This window comes from Paenibacillus sp. FSL P2-0322, assembly GCF_037975315.1.
Lineage (GTDB): Bacteria > Bacillota > Bacilli > Paenibacillales > Paenibacillaceae > Paenibacillus > Paenibacillus polymyxa_B.
The window spans coordinates 4437469-4456222 of record NZ_CP150243.1 but is presented as its reverse complement, the minus strand read 5'-3'; the positions used below and the strand labels follow the sequence as shown (position 1 = coordinate 4456222).

The 18754-nt window shown below is 46.6% G+C and carries 16 protein-coding genes; 9 read left to right on the top strand and 7 right to left on the bottom strand.

All coding sequences use genetic code 11. The annotated features are described in order from the left end of the window. Positions 1-190: 190 nt before the first annotated feature. Positions 191-1807, top strand: a complete 1617-nt coding sequence (locus MKY24_RS19625) for a cellulase family glycosylhydrolase (RefSeq protein ID WP_339200688.1) — start codon at positions 191-193, stop codon at positions 1805-1807. 322 nt (positions 1808-2129) lie between these two features. Here MKY24_RS19625 and MKY24_RS19620 read toward each other — a convergent pair whose 3' ends face one another. Further along, a complete protein-coding gene (locus tag MKY24_RS19620) occupies positions 2130-3134 on the bottom strand; it encodes an LLM class flavin-dependent oxidoreductase (RefSeq protein WP_339200687.1) in 1005 nt (334 codons plus the stop codon). Between the two features lie 153 nt (positions 3135-3287). Between MKY24_RS19620 and MKY24_RS19615 the strand changes: the two genes are divergently transcribed. Beyond that, positions 3288-3611, top strand: a complete 324-nt coding sequence (locus MKY24_RS19615) for a DUF3817 domain-containing protein (protein ID WP_023989830.1) — start codon at positions 3288-3290, stop codon at positions 3609-3611. A 128-nt stretch (positions 3612-3739) separates the two neighbouring features. Here MKY24_RS19615 and MKY24_RS19610 read toward each other — a convergent pair whose 3' ends face one another. Both MKY24_RS19610 and MKY24_RS19605 read right to left on the bottom strand, forming a co-directional pair. Then, positions 3740-4690, bottom strand: a complete 951-nt coding sequence (locus MKY24_RS19610) for an acetylxylan esterase (protein ID WP_023989829.1) — start codon at positions 4688-4690, stop codon at positions 3740-3742. Positions 4691-4726: 36 nt separating this feature from the next. Next, entirely contained in the window at positions 4727-4990 is a 264-nt protein-coding gene (locus tag MKY24_RS19605; protein WP_176716855.1) for a YkgJ family cysteine cluster protein, read from the bottom strand. A 296-nt stretch (positions 4991-5286) separates the two neighbouring features. On the opposite strand from MKY24_RS19605, the gene MKY24_RS19600 reads away from it, so the two are divergent. Further along, positions 5287-5544, top strand: coding sequence for a GlsB/YeaQ/YmgE family stress response membrane protein (locus MKY24_RS19600; protein WP_023989828.1), 258 nt, complete (start codon positions 5287-5289; stop codon positions 5542-5544). A 128-nt stretch (positions 5545-5672) separates the two neighbouring features. Here MKY24_RS19600 and MKY24_RS19595 read toward each other — a convergent pair whose 3' ends face one another. Then, positions 5673-6974, bottom strand: a complete 1302-nt coding sequence (locus MKY24_RS19595; protein WP_053325926.1) for an MFS transporter — start codon at positions 6972-6974, stop codon at positions 5673-5675. Between the two features lie 279 nt (positions 6975-7253). Here MKY24_RS19595 and MKY24_RS19590 point away from each other — a divergent pair, with 279 nt between their 5' ends. The 3 genes from MKY24_RS19590 to MKY24_RS19580 all read left to right on the top strand — a co-directional run bounded on the left by MKY24_RS19590 (position 7254) and on the right by MKY24_RS19580 (position 9614). Next, a complete protein-coding gene (locus MKY24_RS19590) occupies positions 7254-8105 on the top strand; it encodes an amino acid ABC transporter substrate-binding protein (RefSeq protein ID WP_023989826.1) in 852 nt (283 codons plus the stop codon). 73 nt (positions 8106-8178) lie between these two features. Next, a complete protein-coding gene (locus MKY24_RS19585; protein ID WP_028542488.1) occupies positions 8179-8847 on the top strand; it encodes an amino acid ABC transporter permease in 669 nt (222 codons plus the stop codon). A gap of 14 nt (positions 8848-8861) precedes the next feature. Beyond that, entirely contained in the window at positions 8862-9614 is a 753-nt protein-coding gene (locus MKY24_RS19580; RefSeq protein ID WP_279835810.1) for an amino acid ABC transporter ATP-binding protein, read from the top strand. Between the two features lie 119 nt (positions 9615-9733). Here the strand turns inward: MKY24_RS19580 and MKY24_RS19575 are convergent, their stop codons facing one another. The 3 genes from MKY24_RS19575 to MKY24_RS19565 form a co-directional block, all read right to left on the bottom strand. After that, entirely contained in the window at positions 9734-10888 is a 1155-nt protein-coding gene (locus tag MKY24_RS19575) for an MFS transporter (RefSeq protein WP_339200684.1), read from the bottom strand. 261 nt (positions 10889-11149) lie between these two features. Beyond that, positions 11150-12430, bottom strand: coding sequence for an ATP-binding protein (locus MKY24_RS19570; protein ID WP_023989822.1), 1281 nt, complete (start codon positions 12428-12430; stop codon positions 11150-11152). Between the two features lies 1 nt (position 12431). Further along, entirely contained in the window at positions 12432-13889 is a 1458-nt protein-coding gene (locus tag MKY24_RS19565) for an RtcB family protein (protein ID WP_071558392.1), read from the bottom strand. A gap of 543 nt (positions 13890-14432) precedes the next feature. Between MKY24_RS19565 and MKY24_RS19560 the strand changes: the two genes are divergently transcribed. The 3 genes from MKY24_RS19560 to MKY24_RS19550 all read left to right on the top strand — a co-directional run bounded on the left by MKY24_RS19560 (position 14433) and on the right by MKY24_RS19550 (position 18716). Continuing rightward, complete coding sequence (locus tag MKY24_RS19560) at positions 14433-14762, top strand: metalloregulator ArsR/SmtB family transcription factor (RefSeq protein WP_013311437.1); 330 nt, start codon at positions 14433-14435, stop codon at positions 14760-14762. A gap of 29 nt (positions 14763-14791) precedes the next feature. Further along, on the top strand, positions 14792-16573 hold the full coding sequence (locus MKY24_RS19555) for a SulP family inorganic anion transporter (protein WP_023989820.1): 1782 nt from the start codon (positions 14792-14794) through the stop codon (positions 16571-16573). 517 nt (positions 16574-17090) lie between these two features. Continuing rightward, a complete protein-coding gene (locus tag MKY24_RS19550; RefSeq protein WP_069080315.1) occupies positions 17091-18716 on the top strand; it encodes a S8 family serine peptidase in 1626 nt (541 codons plus the stop codon). Positions 18717-18754 lie beyond the last annotated feature (38 nt).

Here is an 18754-nt window from a genome sequence, read left to right as displayed (position 1 = left end):
CCTGTTCATTTTCTATCATAAAGTCGAAATGTAACATGAAACTAACTATAATAGTAGTATCATCCATATACAGGTAAGTGACGTCTATGTTTGGACCTGATCCTCTTGCTGTATGAAGGAGGGGACGAAAGAGCGGAGAACAACGTACTGATAAGTCTCATCTACTTTTTAAAAAGGAAGGAATGTGTAAATGATGAATGGGCAATGGATCCTGCCAAGGATCGCAAAAAGAGTAGCAGTGATGCTAACAGCAGTATTATTGTTAACGTTAACGAACGGATTCAACTGGAATACGCAAACAGCAGAGGCTGCTGGGACGACCCCTGTGGAACGTTACGGACAACTTTCAGTAAAGAATGGCAAACTTGTGGATAAAAACGGTAAACCTGTACAACTCAAAGGTATTAGCTCTCACGGCGTCCAATGGTTTGGGGATCTGGTAAATCAGGACTCTATGAAATGGCTACGGGACGATTGGGGCATTTCCGTATTCCGGGTTGCACTGTACACTGAAGAAGATGGTTATATCGCCAATCCTTCTTTGAAAAATAAAGTGAAGGAAGCGATTGAGGCAGCACAGAAACTGGGCTTGTACGTCATTATTGACTGGCACATTCTCTCAGATGGCGATCCGAACATTCATAAAAATGAAGCCAAAGCTTTCTTTAATGAATTTTCGACTCAGTACGGCCATTTGCCTAACGTTATCTATGAGCTTGCCAATGAGCCGAATGGGAATGTGAACTGGAACAATCAAATCCGACCTTATGCGTCTGAGGTATCTCAGGTTATTCGTGCTAAGGACCCGGACAATATTATTATTGTAGGAACAGGCACATGGAGTCAGGATGTACATGATGCAGCAGACCATCCACTTCCAGACAAGAATACAATGTATACCGTACATTTCTATGCGGGTACGCATGGACAGTACTTGCGCGATCGGGTCGATTATGCGCTGAACAAAGGCGTGGGCATATTTGCTACCGAGTGGGGTACAAGCGATGCTTCGGGTAACGGTGGTCCGTTCCTGAATGAATCCAAAGTATGGACTGATTTTCTGGCAAGCCGTGGAATCAGTTGGGCTAACTGGTCGCTGGCAGATAAAAATGAGACCTCTGCTGCGCTGTTGCCTGGTGCTGACCGTAAGGGCGGATGGCCTGATTCACAATTGTCCGCTTCCGGCAAATTCGTAAAACAGGCGATTCTGGAAGGCTCCAGCAACAATGGTGGAGGCGGAAACAACGGTGGGAATAACGGCGGAGATGGCGGCAACACTGGCGGTAATAACGGTGGTGGCAACAACGGCGGCGATAACGGTAACGGAGGAAGTACACCAGGCAGTAACGATCAAGGGATTGTGCTTCAGTATCGCACCGGTGACACGAACGCCAAGGATAACGCAATCCGTCCTGAATTTAATATCAAAAATACAGGGAAAACAGCTGTGAAGTTGAGTGATCTAAAAATTCGCTACTATTACACAGATGAAAGCAAACAAGCTCAGCAGTTTTTTGTAGACTGGGCCAGGATTGGCAATGAAAAGGTAAAAGCAACATTTGTAACATTGCCGAATCCAAAGGCTAAGGCTGATAAATATATGGTGATCTCTTTCACAGATGGAGCGGGAACGATTCAGCCCGGAGGGGAAAGCGGAGAAATTCAACCCCGGATTCATGCTGCAAATTGGAGCAATTTTGATGAGACCAACGATTACTCCTATGGTGCTACCCAAACAGCATTCGCAGACTGGGACCATGGCACTGTATATCAGCAGGGTAAGCTGGTTTGGGGGATAGAGCCTTAGAATTTAATCGTTACTAACTTTATCGGAACGAGTAAAGATATGGGACTTTTGGGTGGAAGATTTCCCAGGTTTGGAGTATAGAATATGCGCCTTTGGTATATGAGGACTGGAACTTTAGAAGGTAACGACTAACACTTTAGTTTCGGTATATATACTACCAAAGTACCAGATGATGTTCGACTTTTGTGGTGCTTGAATTACTTCCATAGTGCAGAGTGGGTGGTTCCAATGAACCCCTCTCATACGACAAACCCCCGCTGTTGCCATTATAGGCAGGCGGGGGTTTTTATGTTTCTGAAGCTCAGCCTCCGTTCAACTGTGTCTATACCAAATCAAAAGCTTTGGCCAGCAGACGGTAGGACTGAACACGTTTATCAAAGTCATGTATGGATGAAACGATCAGCAACTCATCGGTACGATACTGCTCAGCCAGTCTTAGCAGCTGTTCCTTACACTGTTCAGGGGTACCAACAACACGCCATGCTGCGGATTGACGCAGCCGCTCACGATCCAACTCCGTGTACGGATAGGACATTGCTGTTTTCACTGACGGAAGAGAACTCATTTCTTTACCTTGCATGAGCAAAAGGAAATACAAACTAGCACTGGACGCCAGCTGCTCAGCTTCCTCTTCGGTTTCCGCGCAGGCCATCGTAACTGCCGCCATGGAATGGGGCTTATCACCCAGGATCGAAGGCTGGAATTGCTCGTGGTAACGTGCGGTAGCTTCTACACCACCTGGAGTCCCAAAAAATTGGGCAAAGGCATAGGAGGCACCCATCATCGCAGCCAATCTAGCGCTTTCTCCACTGGAGCCGAGCAACCATAATTCAGGGACGGTCGATATCATCGGGGAGGCATGAAGACCGGCAAATCGATGATTGTCAGGCACCGAATCATGGAAGTAGTCGATTAAATCGAGAATCTGCTGTGGATATTGTTCGACAGATTGGTACTTGCCTTCCTGCAGAGCACGAGTAGCCAGCGGTAAACCACCGGGAGCACGCCCTATTCCCAGGTCGATGCGTCCTGGATGGAGTGCCTCCAGCAAGCGGAAGTTTTCGGCGACTTTATACGCGCTGTAGTGTGGCAGCATAATACCGCCTGAACCTACACGAATGCGTGATGTGTGAGCAGCCAAATGCGCAATCAGCACCTCAGGGCTGGAGTGCGCTAGTGTTTTGGACGCATGATGTTCGGATACCCAATAACGGCTATATCCCAGTTGATCAGCTTCACGCGCTAAATCTGTTGTATTGGATAATGCATCCTGAGCATTACCGCCTTCAGGAATATGAGACTGGTCCAGTATACCCAGTTTAAGCATTTTGCAATCACCTCTTACACAACTGTATCAGACACAACTCATTAGGTCAAAACTCAAAAATGGATAGGTTGGAGTTTGGGGACCTTTTCGTTATAATAAAGGATGTGTAAAGGATGAGAGAACATCCTTGCTTATGGAGAGGGGATTGAATTTGTGTTAAGAACACCTTTGGGGCGTGTCCGACTCATGCTTTGGCTTCAAGCTTTAGCTTATTTGGCGATACTATTCACCCACCAGCCGCTGCAAGCTGCGGGCATGACCCAGGCGGTTATGGTGATTGGTAACATATACCGGGTGAGCTTTTTGTTGCTCCTCGTTGCTTTAATCTATGGAAAAACAGCACTGCACTGGTCTATACGGCGGCCTCTTTTTATTATGTTTGCCTCCTTCATCCCGTTTGGTCTGATGATTATGGATTTTGTTTGGGTGCGAAAATGGACAGGGGATTCGGCAGCAGAACAGCGAGCTGCATCGTAATCTTAGAAGATTTTTTCGTGTGAAGTGCCGAAGAGTTTGTCTAGCGTAAGCGGGACTGACCCCGATGCAGTAGAAAAGAACATTACGCAGTTTGATGCGTGGTGTTCTTTTTTTGTGCACCGGAGGAATTATGAAAAATGCTGAACTAAAAATTCTGCCGTTTTGCGTCTTTGAAAGCCTTCAACCCAATGTCCGGTAAACGGATAAATTTCAATCGTTTTCGGTGATTCAATACGGTTATAAGCGGCGAAAATCGTCTCTGGCATACACACAGTATCCTTGAACCCTACCGATACCATGATCGGGGTACGAATGCGATGAGCAAGATTCATCACGTCAAAATAACTTAATGTATGTAGTACCTGCTCCAAATGCTCCGGAAATCGGTTGACGAATTCAGCTGCTTCCGTCAGTGAACTGGTAGAATTCATCATACCAAAATCCATATGACACATATTGGGGATATCCGCTACCGTAATAGCAGCTTTATCGCTGAGCGCAGCCACCATTAATGAAAGTCCGCCGCCCTGGCTGGCGCCACTGATTGCGATTTTAGCCGAATCGACATCCGACTGCTCCGCTACCCAATCTACGGCTCTAAGGGCATCAGTTGTAATCGTTTTGTAGTAGCAGGTATCCTTGTCCAATATTCCTTTCGTTACCCAGCCTTTAACCGTACCGTGAGGATCACCCAGACGGTCTCCCGTTTCTCCTGCCTGACCACGTACATCTACTGCCAATACAGCAAAGCCAAGCATGAGCCAAGAGGAATAATCTTCAGGATAGCCTTTTCCGCCTGTATAGCCATGAAACAGAACGATACACGGCAGCTTTTGATCTCCGGCAAATCGGGGGCGTACATACCAGGCATGCAGAGGCGTATCATCGACACCCTCAAAAGTAACCCGGTAGGCAAGGATATGAGGATATGGTGTTTCTACGGGAGCTTTGAACGCACGTACAGGTTTGGTGTGTACTTCTTCCAATGTTTTGGCCCAGAATAAATCGATATCCTTCGGGGCGGTAAGATCGGGCCGATATTGCTTTAATTCGGCAATTCTTTTTTCAATAACATTCATAATTAAAATTCTCCTTCATATAGAATGAACTTCTCCTTAAGTTTTACCCGGTAAAGTTGACTCCTCCAGCTTTCTCAGCAGTTCAAATGCTCTTTCATTAGTGCTTCCACACGTATCCTCATCAGCATGGAATCCACTGCATACAACTGGGCGCTCAGGTTTGCCAAACAATCGGCAACGGTAATCGGAAGTGAGCTGAGGGCAAGGAACACCAGCTGGTTTTCCATCTGGCATGCCGGGAATAGGGGAAGAAATCGTAATGGCAATACAGCACGCGGCACATCCTACTCGACACTCCAGTTGGGGTCACTCCTTAAAATCTGTTATTTTTGTAACTTATGCATGAAGTGACATTAATGAAGCCATAATGTGAGGATGGCACAAAAAAAGCAGGAATACAAGGATAAACGCATATGAGACACACTTTTCACACAAGGGGTATAAATAGTCGTAGAGGCACGTAAGATGGTATCAAGTCCCTAAATCAGTGTTTTGTTCTGTGGTAATATTAACCAATCGTCTTTTGTGTGTTCAAAAGGAGTTCGAGTGGTTAATAATAGAACACAACGATAAAAACTTAAACGAGGTGACGCAAAATGAGTTGGTTATGGGCATTGATTGTTGGTGGTATTATTGGTTGGTTGGCAGGAATTATTGCAGGTCGTGATGTTCCGGGTGGCGTGATAGGTAACATCATCGCTGGTTTTATCGGCGCATGGTTGGGTAGCTTGATTCTGGGAAACTGGGGTCCTGAAATCGGATCGTTCTACATCGTTCCTGCATTAATTGGTGCGATTGTGCTGGTCGTGATTGTAAGCTTGATCTTCCGTTCCGTTGGACGGAGTAGAGGGTAACTTTACGAATTATTGAATAGACTAGCCCCTATGGGCACAAGGCTAAAAATGGAAAGAAGCTGCTTCCGCAAGGTTCGAAAAAGAACCTGTGGGAGCAGCTTTTTTTGAGGAAAAGTGACGAATTTTTCCTATTGAAAACGCCTGATATGAGGAACACTTAGAACGCCGAGCACGATACACATGCCGATGGTTGCAAACATGCCAATTGTGAACATACCACCAAGCTTATCCGCTACAGCACCTACGGCCAGATAGCCGACAGGGAGCAGGGCAAAGGAAAACATTAGATCCAGACTAGCTACACGTCCAAAAGACTCGGCTGGGACTAATTCCTGAAGGCTTGTCTCCCAGATAATCGCAAATATCATAATGCCAAATCCTTCGAGCATCATGCTCATAATCAGTCCTGGCATCCAAGTGACTACAGACAACAGTAGTAAAGCAAGGCCGCTGACAAAAGCTCCTAAGTATGCGAGCAGACCGCGATGCTTCCAATGTTTGCGTGATCCATACACAAAGGCCCCCAGCATGGCGCCAATGCCGCTACTTGCCATCGCAATGCCGTATACGACTGGATTGTAGCCATGATGAACCTTGAACAGCCACGGAATGAGTACAGCGATAATGCCTGAATAACAAATATTAATGAAGGAAAAGGCAAGAATCGTAATCCATAGCCAGGGGTGGCTTTTGAGAATGATAAAGCCTGCGATAAAATCCTTGAGAAAATGCTGTCCACCCTGATCTTGCTGTTCTGGATCTACCTGACCTTTGCCGATGATGGAGGCCAAATGAGCGCTCAGCATCCAAAAACAGGCAAAAGATATCAGATAAGCGATGGAATCCAGTCCAAAGCCGACACCCGGTGAGGAAAAAGATACAATGAAGCCTCCTAACGGAGGGCCAAGTAGACGGACGGCTTGTATACTGATCTGACTAAGCGCGTTAGCTGCATTACGTATGTCCGGTGTGAACACCTGTGCGCGTAAGGCAGAATAAGCAGGATTAAAGATACCGTCCATCAATCCGTACAACGCTAGGCCAACGAATAGAACCGGCAATTTCATCCCGCCTGTAAACATCAGCACTGCCGCAATGAACATCAGTCCAAACCGGGCGATATTCGTAAACAGAAGGAGACGAATTCGGTCAATTCTGTCCACGATCATTCCTGCGAAAGGCAGAATAAGTACGTTAGGCAGCATATAAACAGTCATCGCCAGTCCCATGATAGTAGTCGAGCCTGTTAGGGAATAGATAACCAGTGGCAAAATGACTGTGGTGACTGAGCTCCCCAACATTGCGATCCAATGTCCAAGCCACAACAAGGTGAACGCTTTGGATTGTTTTAAAGGTGAAGTGAAGGTAGCCCAGGCCGAGTGACTTCCTTCAGGTGATGTAGAGGATAAGGTTGAATTTTGGGTATCCATGATCACACTCCGGTAAATATTTAACTGCATATTAAAACCTATTATACGAAATCTCTAACGTAAGGGTACAGAAAAAAAGTTGCTGTGAGGGGAGTTGTAATGAATAGCCTGCCAATGAAAGAGTCAACCTAGAATAACTTTAGGCTGCAAAGATATATAACTTACCTTTTGCATAGGGATTATTGGATAAAAGCATTGACGCGTGAAAATGAATGATGTACTATTCAATGACCAGCCGCGTGCTAGGTTATCAAGAAAAAGGGAAAGAGTGTGGATACCATGAAAAAATTTAGTTTTTTGCCGATTGTACTCATCGTGATGGCATTGCTGGTTTCGGCCTGCGGTAACAACGATAAAGGCGCCAGTACCAATAATGCATCTACCGGAGATAACGGATCTAATAATGGAAAAGCAGATACTACTGCTACAGCTACTCTTGAATCTGTAAAAGCAAGCGGCAAGCTAAGAATTGGCACGGAAGGTACCTATGCTCCGTTTACCTACCATGATGCTGCTGGTAAGCTGACAGGCTTCGATGTCGATATTGCGACTGAAGTGAGTAAACGCCTGGGGGTGCAACCGGAGTTTATCGAGACGCAATGGGATGGCATATTCGCAGGGTTGAACTCCAAGCGGTTTGACACGGTTTTTAATGAAGTATCCATTACAGATGAGCGTAAGCAAAAATATGATTTTTCCGATCCGTACATTGTCTCCAAGGCAGTTCTGATCGTAAGCGAAGACAATACAGACATCCAGAAATTTGCTGATCTAAAAGGAAAAAAGGCTGGGCAGTCCCTGACCAGTAACCTGACTCAAATCGCGAAAAGCAACGGTGCGGAAATTGTGGCAACAGAGGGATTCAACCAAGCCATCGACCTCCTCACTTCCAAACGGGTGGATGCGACCGTCAATGATGGATTATCCTATCTCGATCTGAAAAAGCAAAAGCCTGACGCACCCATCAAAAAGGTGGACGAATCTCCAGATGCTTCACACAGCGCAGCTGTATTCAATAAAGGCAGCGAAGATTTGATCAAGGAAGTAAACAAAGCGCTGGCTGATATGAAGGCTGATGGTACGTACCTGAAAATTTCCGAGAAATATTTTGGAGCTGACGTATCCAAATAATAAATGAAGACCAAACGTTCGCCAAGTCGAACTGAATCTTCTCAAACCTATCTTTTCAAAGGATGTCTGTACAATGGATGATCGTCAAATACAAATCATTATCGATTCATTATTGCCTCTGCTAAAAGCAGGGGTTTCTTTTACGATTCCGCTCACGCTTATCTCCTTTGCTCTGGGACTCGTGCTGGCGCTGATTACAGCGTTGGCCCGGCTGTCCAAATGGAGAATACTCAAGCTGATTTTCGGCTTCTATGTATGGGTGATTCGAGGAACTCCTTTGCTGGTGCAATTGTATATTATTTTCTATGGTTTACCTTCCGTGGGTATTACACTGGACCCGTTTATTGCTTCAGTGATCGGCTTTACCCTCAGCGTAGGGGCTTATAGCTCTGAAATTATGCGTGCGGCTATCATATCCATTCAGGAAGGCCAATGGGAGGCGGGATACTCTCTGGGTATGACGCGCTGGCAAGTATTGCGGCGTATCGTGCTTCCGCAAGCATCCCGTGTGTCCGTACCTCCGTTGGCTAATTCATTCATCAGCTTAGTGAAGGATACCTCACTGGCTGCGACCATCACTTATGTGGAAATGTTCAGAACGGCTAACCAGATTGTAGCTACCACATACGAACCGCTATTGGTGTATACCGAGGCGGGGATTATTTACCTACTGTTTAGCACCATTTTGACTGTGCTGCAAAATTACCTGGAGAAGCGACTAGGCCGTTTTTCCGTCAGATAAAGGAGATTGTACCGGTGATCCAAATTCGGAATATACACAAATCGTTCGGCTCGCTGGAAGTGCTTAAGGGTGTTGACGTGACGTTGGGTAAGGGGAAAGTGCTTGTTATCATCGGTCCTTCAGGTTCTGGTAAAACAACGCTTTTACGCTGCTTGAATTTGCTGGAAATTCCTGACCAAGGAGAGATCCAAGTAGGGGATATTGTACTGAATTTTGCGAAAGGAACGAAGCTCCGGCAAGAAAACATTTTGGCGCTGCGCAAGCGGACAGGGATGGTATTTCAAGCCTACAATCTCTTCCCGCATATGACAGCAGTACAAAATGTGATGGAGGGCCAAGTCACGGTTCAGAAAAAGAGCAAGGATGAGGCGCGCAAACGTGCATTGGAGTTGCTTAAAAAAGTGGGGTTGGCTGATAAAGCGGAATCTTATCCGCATCAGTTATCGGGAGGACAGCAGCAACGGGTCGGTATTGCCCGGGCAATGGCGGTCGAACCTGAGGTACTATTGTTCGACGAGCCGACCTCTGCGCTTGATCCCGAGTTGGTAGGCGAGGTGCTTAAGGTCATGAAGCAACTGGCTGCCGAAGGGATGACCATGGTCATTGTCACCCACGAAATGAAATTTGCAGCTGAGGTCGCGGACCATGTGATTTTGATGGATCAGGGTGTAATCGTTGAGCAGGGTACGCCGCATGAGGTTCTGGAGCAGCCCACCAGTCCACGGGCTATTCAGTTTTTGAATCGTCTGAGCGGGGAATCGGAATAAAGGGAATTACAGTATTTATTAAAATAAGCGTTTAGACTGAATAAAAAGGCAGCTACAGCCGGGCATTGAAAAATAAGCCTCGCACCCGTAGCTGCCTTTTGCTCATCAGTTGTCCTCTTTTATTTCAATTTTAATGTAAGCAAAAAAGTAATCAACAGAATACAACAGCCTGCTATGAATGGAGCGAACAGATTTGCATCAAATAAAAATCCCGCTAGAGTAGGGCCTAAAATATTCCCGACACTCATATAGGCATTATTCATACCCGCTACATATCCTTGCTCATTCCCGGCCATCTTCGATAATTGTGTATTAAGAGCTGGACGAAGCATAGCTGTGGCAAAGAAAATAAGGGAAGTGACAAGGAAGATACTCCAAAAATCTTTGGCTAAGAGAAATAAAATATAAGCAACTGAGGTGAAAAGAAGCGATCCTTTGATCACCCTTTGTTCACCAAACTTATTGATTATTTTAGCAACAACTAATGCTTGCATACCGACTCCGATCACAGCACCTGCGGTCAGAATGACAGCAATATTTTGAGGTGAGAATTGGAAGCGGTTCGTTACATATAAACCAAGAACAGATTCAAAATTAGCGAGTCCAAAGGTCATCACCAAGACAAGTACAAAGAGCATCGTATATTTTGACTTCAACGATCTCGCGTATTGTTTGTAAATAGATTCCTTCTGAATCATTCTTGCCCGCGCTGCTTTCATTTGCTCTTTCGATAAACTTTCAGGCAAACAAAACACTGAAAAAATAACAGCAACCATAGCAGCACCTGTCGCTGCGTAAAGCGGCACTCTCGTTCCATATCCTGCAAGAAAACCACCCAGTCCAGGTCCAATAACAAATCCGAATGACATGGCTGCGGCTAGCAGGCTATTTCCTTTGGCGCGTTCTTCGGTTGTTGTAATATCCGCTACATATGCCATCATGGGTGGAACAATCAGGGCTGCTGCCATTCCTTCCAGAATTCTTGAGGTATACAGCATCCACAGCTCATCTCCAATAGCAAAGATAAATTTAGCCACAGCAAAAACAATGACACCTACGACGATGAATGCCTTTCTCCCATATCGATCAGACAGCTGTCCAGTCAGGGGAGAGAGCAGGAATTGTGTCATGCCATAGGCTGCTACCAATAAACCGATAGCCCGTCCACTGGCTCCAAACTCAATGATCAGTTCTGGCAGGATGGGGGTAATTAAACCAACGCCCACCATAACGATGAAGATATTAATCATTAGAATTCCAAGTATTCTTTTCATGCAAAAAACCTCCTTATCCATTGGTTTCTGGATAGGAGGTAGACGTGCGAACAAGAAGATACACTGCTCCCGTCAAAGAAGCAATGCTCTTATCGTGAATACCCAAAGCCTACACTAATCCTATCCAGAAAATTCGTAAGATTACGATTTTTTTCTTTGGTGGAATAGGATTAGTAGATCATTGGCTTAAGGTCACCCTTTCGATACTTTATTATTTATGAACGTAACATAAATTTCTTGATAAGGCAATGAAAGGATAACTCAGAAGAACCCGACTCGTCCTTCGGCCACATTTTTTAACCAGTCCTGCTTACGGCTCTTATCGAGCTCGCCTCGCATACCTTTGATAATCAGTTCAATATCGGCTTTTCCCTGCTCATGCCACTCCAGCGCAGTGCTGACATACAGTTCTCCGAGCTGTGCCAGCGAAAACCCGTCAGTCATGGCTGCCGCCTTCTGTGTACCTGTTTCCCCTGCAAAAACAAGGAAGTTGCGCAGCTTGAGATACGCCAATCGCAGCGCTTCGTCAGGCAAACTGATTTCATAAGCCCGGTCGAAACGCCCTGCCCGGTTCATCAGACCTGGGTCGATTTTTTCGGGATAATTGGTCGTTCCGATCAGGAAGATGCCCTCCTTGGATGTAGCACCGTCGAGGGTATTCAGGAAAAAAGAACGCACCTCCTGAGGCATGGAATCAATGTCCTCAATAACCAGTACCATCGGAGCCAGGCGAGTAGCCGCCTCGAACACCTCTTTGACCGATTCACTGGTTGTATACTCCGTAATTTGCCAGTAGGCTGCCGGACCCGGTACACTGCTGGCAATTGATTTTACAAGTGTTGTTTTACCGTTGCCCGGATGGCCGTATAGCAGAATACCACGCTTGTAAGGAATGTTATAAGTCTGATAGAAGGTACGATCCGCTTCAAAAAACTGATCGAGTGATCGGAAAATATCCCGTTTTATTTCCGCTTTCAAAATCACGTCATCCCGCGTAATTGCGCGGGTTATCGGCTCTGCCTGCCGAGAAAGTCCACGGCTTGTGTCGGTAAAAACGGTGACACGCTTCATATTCTGCTTACGTTCACGACCGCGTACTCCCGCGAGGAAGCCTTGCAGCTCTTGGTCGCCTATCGCAAATACGTAATCTTCATTGTACACGCCATTCTCACGGAAAAAGGGAACTCGCGCCAGCGCGATGCCCCACTTGGGATAGGCGAATACATTATTACGCATCGACAGATGCACGCCATATTCAGGAGTCGGCCCGTCATCGTCATACTGGATGGTGCGTTCCTCCAGACGATCGAAGACCCGTGCTACATGCTCCAGATCGGGACTGCCTGCACGAATGTCCTCCTCCAGTAAATCCCAATACTCAATATTGGGATCATCGCTGGCATACAGCACGTATTTTACGCCGTAGCGGTTATAGAGTGCTTCACTGATACCGTCGATCAGACGGGCATAAGCGGCATAACCGGTAATGCGCCCATCTGTACGTTCATCAAATTCGTAAATAGCTGGGATGTCTATACTCAAATTATTTGGCTCCTTTCAGGGCGGCTAGCGGCTTGCATTTGGCTACAACTGCTGCGAGTCCTGCCCCGGTGACACTTTCGATAATATCATCTACATTTTTGTAGGCTTGCGGAGATTCGTCGATAATGCTTTCCAGTGATGCCTGATTGACCACAATTTCGTCGTCTGTCCCTACACCCAGGGCCCCTGCAAAATCGTCCACACTGACGAGTCGTTTGGTCGCAGAACGCGAACGAATACGGCCTGCTCCATGACAAATGGAGTGGAAGTTATCCTGACCGCCCGGTAAACCTACCATAATATAAGAGGCTGTCCCCATAGAGCCGGGGATCAGGGCCGGATGCCCTGTCGCCTGATAAGGCCGCGGATTGTCAGGGTGTCCTGCTGGAAGAGCACGCGTAGCACCTTTACGATGCACAAACACGCTGCCGTGATCCGGATGGGATTCCTCCCAAGCATAATTGTGCATTAGATCATACAAAGTACGCAACTCGCACTTTGTACCAAAGACATCGCGGAAGGCTTCACGCACCGAGTATGCGATGAGATGTCGGTTTACCACGGCATAATTCAGCGCCGAATACATCATATCGACATAATGTGCAGCCTCGGGATGGTCCAGCGGTGCGAATACCAGTCTCGGGTCAGAGGTGCCGAGTCCGAGACGGCTCATCGTCTTGGCAATAGCAGATGAACTGGCCTGGCTGACTGCTCCACCCCAAGCCCGCGATCCAGAATGAATCATCACAGCCACCTGACCGTCGAACATACCCCATGCTTCAGCTGTTTCGCGGTTTTCCTCAGCGATTTCAATCGCCTGAATTTCGACGAAATGATTGCCTCCACCCAGTGTGCCGAGCTGTCGGTGAGCCCGATGCCATGTACGGTCTTCGACAAGATTCAGCACCTCCTCGTCAAAGGAGAACTTACTGTGCTCTACATGGGTGAGTGAGGTGGATTTCTTAGGAGTGTAGCTGTCCGGAATATATTTGTTGGGTAAGCCGTGCAGACCCTTGCGTACAATATGCTCCAGTCGGATATCCGAATAATGCCCGCGCTGGTGGACTTCCATGGGCAAGTATTTGTCGATGGTTTTGACCAGCTTACGGCGCAGCTTGGTTTCCTTCAAAGCATCCTTGTGCAGATTGGTCAGGTGTACGCGCATGCCACAGCCAATATCGCTGCCGACGATGGAGGGAGATACATAGCCGTCCTCCATTCCCCATACAGCAGTCGTACCGATGCAGGTTCCGACGCCTACATGTACATCTGGTGTGTATCCCATATAGCGGATACCAGGAATTTGTAAATTGTTATTAGCCATCTCGAACACCTTGTAATCCAGTGAGGAGAAAAGTTGCTGAGAAGCATATACGGTTAGATCACCTGCCGGAAGCTTCATCAGATGGCTGTATGGTCCTTCATGCAAGGACGAGTTGGTTGTATGTTGTATATTCATATAAATGGGTAGTTCCCTTCTTCATGTAAATTCATAAATACTTGCATAAAAAGATTTAAAAAACAAAAAAAACCGCAGACTTGTCGTCTACGGCTTCCTGCACCGAAAGTGTCATTACATTTTATGATCAACTCATAAATACGTAAAATAACCTGTTCTTCCAATAGCATAAAAAAATAAAAAAGCCTGGCTAATCACGCCGTCAGACAGCGTGATATCACCCATCATGTCGCCCGAACGGGGCCGATGAGACGAAAACACAAATATGTGGTTGTATCATGCTGCCTGTCTGTCGTTATCATATAAAGCTCGGTCATGTCTGTCGGCCCCCTTTTCTTAAAGTTAATTGCTATGTTAATGGAAACCTGTGGAAGCTGTCAACCCCTGAAAGATAGAAGTGTGGGAGAATGTGACTTTACTCATGGTGAAGTGTGAGTAACATCATAGTTCAATTGGCCTAAAGCTGTTATTGTACTGAATATTCAAATATTCAGATATTGTTGATCGTTTATAGGACAATTCTGTGAGGGGGACGGAGCAGGCATGGAAGGAGATCTCCAGAAATTTAAGGCCGACTTTTTCAAAGCATTGGCTCACCCTCTGCGCATCCGCATTTTGGAGGTGCTGAGTGAAGGGGAACGGAATGTGAACGAGCTGCAGACTGCGCTCGGTTCCGAAGGTTCTGCCGTATCGCAGCAATTGGCCGTTTTACGGGCCAAAAATTTGGTGAACAGCTTCAAGGAAGGTACATCGGTTGTATATTCACTACGTGATCCGCTTTTGACGGAGCTGCTTGCGGTGGCGCGGCGGATTTTTGACAATCATTTGGTCGAAGCTATCTCGTTGCTGGAAGGTATACGTAACGAGAAGTAATGCTATTACAGAAAAGAAGGGTTATAGGAATGAAGTGGATAGGAAGGTTCGAAGGCTATAACGCAGGGGCTTTGCGAAAGGATCTAATTTCCGGAAGTATTGTAGCAATTGTGGCGATTCCGCTCGGTATGGCGTTTGCCATTGCATCAGGAGTAAAGCCGGAATATGGGCTGTATACGACCATTGTTGCGGGGATTTTGGTTTCGCTGCTGGGAGGGTCCAAATTCCAGATCGGAGGACCTACTGGTGCATTTATTCCGATTTTGCTGGCTATTGTCATGCAATACGGTTATGAGAACCTACTCATAGCCGGTTTTATGGCGGGCATTATGCTCATTTTAATGGGTGTGCTAAGGCTGGGGGCACTGATTAAGTTTATTCCCAAGCCAGTAACAATTGGCTTTACGGCCGGAATTGCCGTGACAATATTCAGCGGTCAGATTGCTAACTTTCTCGGCTTGCGCGGGGTAGAGCGACATGAAACTTTTCTGCCTTCCATGGCAGAGCTCATCCATCGACTGCCTTCACTGAATGTATATAGTATCCTGACGGCTTGTATCTGTCTTGCCGCGCTTATTTTGGTGCCTAAAAAATGGCCCAAGATACCCGGCTCACTGGTTGGCCTACTCTTGTCAACGCTGGTGGCAGCTTTACTTTTTCCAGGGCAGGTGGCTACCATTGGATCTGCGTATGGCGCAATTCCAGCATCTTTACCTGAGCTACATATTCCTGTGATGACGTGGGATTTGATCGTGAAACTCTTGCCGCCAGCACTTGTTATTGCAATGCTGGGAGCTATTGAATCTCTGCTTTCAGCGGTGGTAGCTGACGGTATGACGGGAGCCAGGCATAACAGCAATCGTGAACTGGTTGGACAAGGGATTGCTAATTTGCTGACACCGCTGTTCGGAGGTATTCCTGCGACAGGTGCAATTGCCCGCACCGCCACAAATATCCGTAACGGTGCTGTTTCTCCTATGTCAGGCATCGTACATGGGTTCGTGGTGCTCCTCATTCTGGTGCTTTTTGCACCTTATGCATCTAATATTCCGTTGGCCAGTATGGCTCCGGTGCTGATGGTAGTAGCGTGGAATATGAGTGAGCGCAAGCATTTTGCGCACATTCTCAAAACGCGGACAGCGGATTCTATTGTGCTGGTTGTCACCTTTTTGCTGACGGTATTTACGACGCTGACAACGGCTGTGGAGGTGGGTTTAATTCTGGCGGTTGTATTGTTTGTTAAACGTATGAGCAATACACTTTCAGTAGACAAGGTACTTCCTGATCCTTCTGTAAAACATGAAAAAGTAGGCGCGCATATGGTCACAGATCAGCATGATTGTCCACAGGTGGCTATTTACAATGTGGAAGGCCCTCTATTTTTCGGTGCAGCTTCGGTATTGGAAAACTCAGGTGTGGGAGGTCAGACTGACCACCTACAAGGGATTTTGTTGTTGCGTATGGGAAAGGTCCCTTTTATGGATATGACGGGAGAAGGTAACTTTACCGCATTAATTCAGAAATACCGGAAGTCTGGCGGGACGGTGCTTGTTTCCGGACTCCAGCCTCAACCGCTGGCATTACTACAGAAAACCGGATGCTACGACATGATTGGACAAAAGCATTTTTTCGAACATACAGGAGAGGCCCTTACGGCTGCCCTTGCGCTGGTGAATCAGGATCATTGCTGTGGATGCAGGCAAATGGCTTTCCGAGAATGTACGAGTCTGTGCCGCAGATCGCAGCAAACCAAATCTTCCTTTCCAGACGGAGCCATTTCGGTTCCCTTACCAGTAAATAGCGGCAGATAACACTCTTTTAAATTTGTTGCTGAATGCCGAAAAATCTCTTCTAATCTCCGAAACCAAGTGCACAATGAAGACTTGCATTTGCTTCGAAAATGGAAGAGATTTTTCTCTTCTTAAAGAAAAAAAGGAATAAAATTCAAAAAAATGCTTGAATATCTGATTTTATGACACTATACTAGATTCAAAAGATACCATATGTTTCATTCTTTTGTTTTAAATTGTATTTTAATACTTGCTTATCAACCTCCTCGATCACTTCTAGTTTCTTACCCTACCTTTTTCTTCATTTTTTTCACTTACTATTTTCAAACTTGTCCACCTGTTCATACCCGATGCTCGTTCTTTGCGGTCTGCACCAAGGGTTATTCACCTCAGATGATGACCTATGGATTTCACCCCAGCGGAATCTATATTTTTTAAAGGAGGTGAGTACCAGAGGCTATTTTGTGAACTTTTGACGTAGCTACCCGGAAGGTTGTCCTTGAGAATTAAAAAACCAAGTAAAGGGAGAGGGAAAGTATTGATTAAGTCGAAAAATATCAAAAAGACGCTGTCGGTCAGTTTTACCGCTCTTCTTGCTTTTTCTCTAATTTCTCCGGTATATGGAGATTCCAGCACAACCACCTCAGCAGGAGGATCAACCATTTCCGCCAAGGTTTCAGCCAAGCTGAACCAACAATTCAGTGCCAGTGAGTATGTCACCTATCTGGTTAAATTGAAGGATCAGGTGGATACGGAGTCAGTTGCCAAGCATGCTTTCCAAAAGGCCTCTGCAGAGCAAATTTCACCCGCTGCTGCTAAGCTTTCTGTACGTACAACGGTTGTGAACTCTCTCATGGATACAGCAGAAAAAACGCAACAATCCGTGGAAGAATACTTAAAGAAGGAAGTCAATAACGGAAACGTCAAAAAATACAAGAGTTACTTTATCGTGAACGCATTTGCGGTAACCAGCACCAAAGAGGTCATGGATAATCTCGCCACACTTCCTGAGATCGACAAAATTTTACCGGATGAAAAGCGGGAACTGCAAAAGGTAGAAATAGATAAGGATGCCCAGCCCGTAGTTGAGGAATCTACAGCTGACCAAGCGGTTGCAGATCAAGCCGCTGTAGATACGGCTGTGACGGAAGAGAATGCGCAAAAATCGGTGGAAGAATCCGTGTATAAGGATGCGGTAACGCCAAGCCGTGTCGAGTGGAATATTTCTAAAATCAAAGCACCACAGGTTTGGGCCAAAGGCATTGACGGCAAAGGCATTGTTGTCGCCAATCTGGATACAGGCGTTGAATATACTCACCCGGCACTGAAAAGAAAATGGCGTGGTCTGAACGCTTCCGGCCAGGTCGTTAATCCAGAACTGAGCTGGTATGATGCGGTTAATGGAGCATCGCTGCCAACTGATTCAAATGGACATGGTACACATACGATGGGGACGAGCGTTGGCTCGGACAGCAACGGTACGAATGAAATCGGTGTTGCTCCCGGCGCCAAATGGATTGCGGTTCGAGTATTCAATCCAGATACCACCGACTCCATCTTACTGGACGGTGGACAGTGGATTCTTGCTCCTGTAGATAAAAACGGTAAAAAGCACCCTGAGCTTGCACCGGATGTGGTGAATAACTCTTGGGGCGGTGGACCTGGCCTGGATGAATGGTATCGTCCAGTCACCAAGGCGTGGAGAGCGGCTCAGATTTTCCCTGAGTTCTCCGCTGGCAACACAACATTGTCCAATCCGGGCGGACCTGGGTCTGTAGCCAATCCGGCGAATCTACCGGAAGCTTATGCGACAGGAGCCACGGACGTAAACAACAAGCTGGCCAGCTTCTCGCTGCGCGGTCCTTCTCCTTATGGCGAAGTGAAGCCTGAAATTTCGGCTCCTGGTGTGAACATCCGTTCTTCTGTACCGGGTGGAGTGTATGAGGGGGGATGGAACGGTACTTCTATGGCAGGCCCGCATACTGCTGGATTAGCGGCATTACTGCTTCAGGCCAAGCCATCTTTGACTGTGGATCAACTGGAGGATGTTATTTCAAAAACAGCGACGCCGCTGACAGATAGCCAGTATCGGACTTCACCGAACAATGGTTACGGATATGGTCTGATCGACGCGCTTGCTGCGGTGAACTCCGTACTTAAGTGAGGATTTTGCAAAAATCCTATAAGCGACTTCCAATGAAC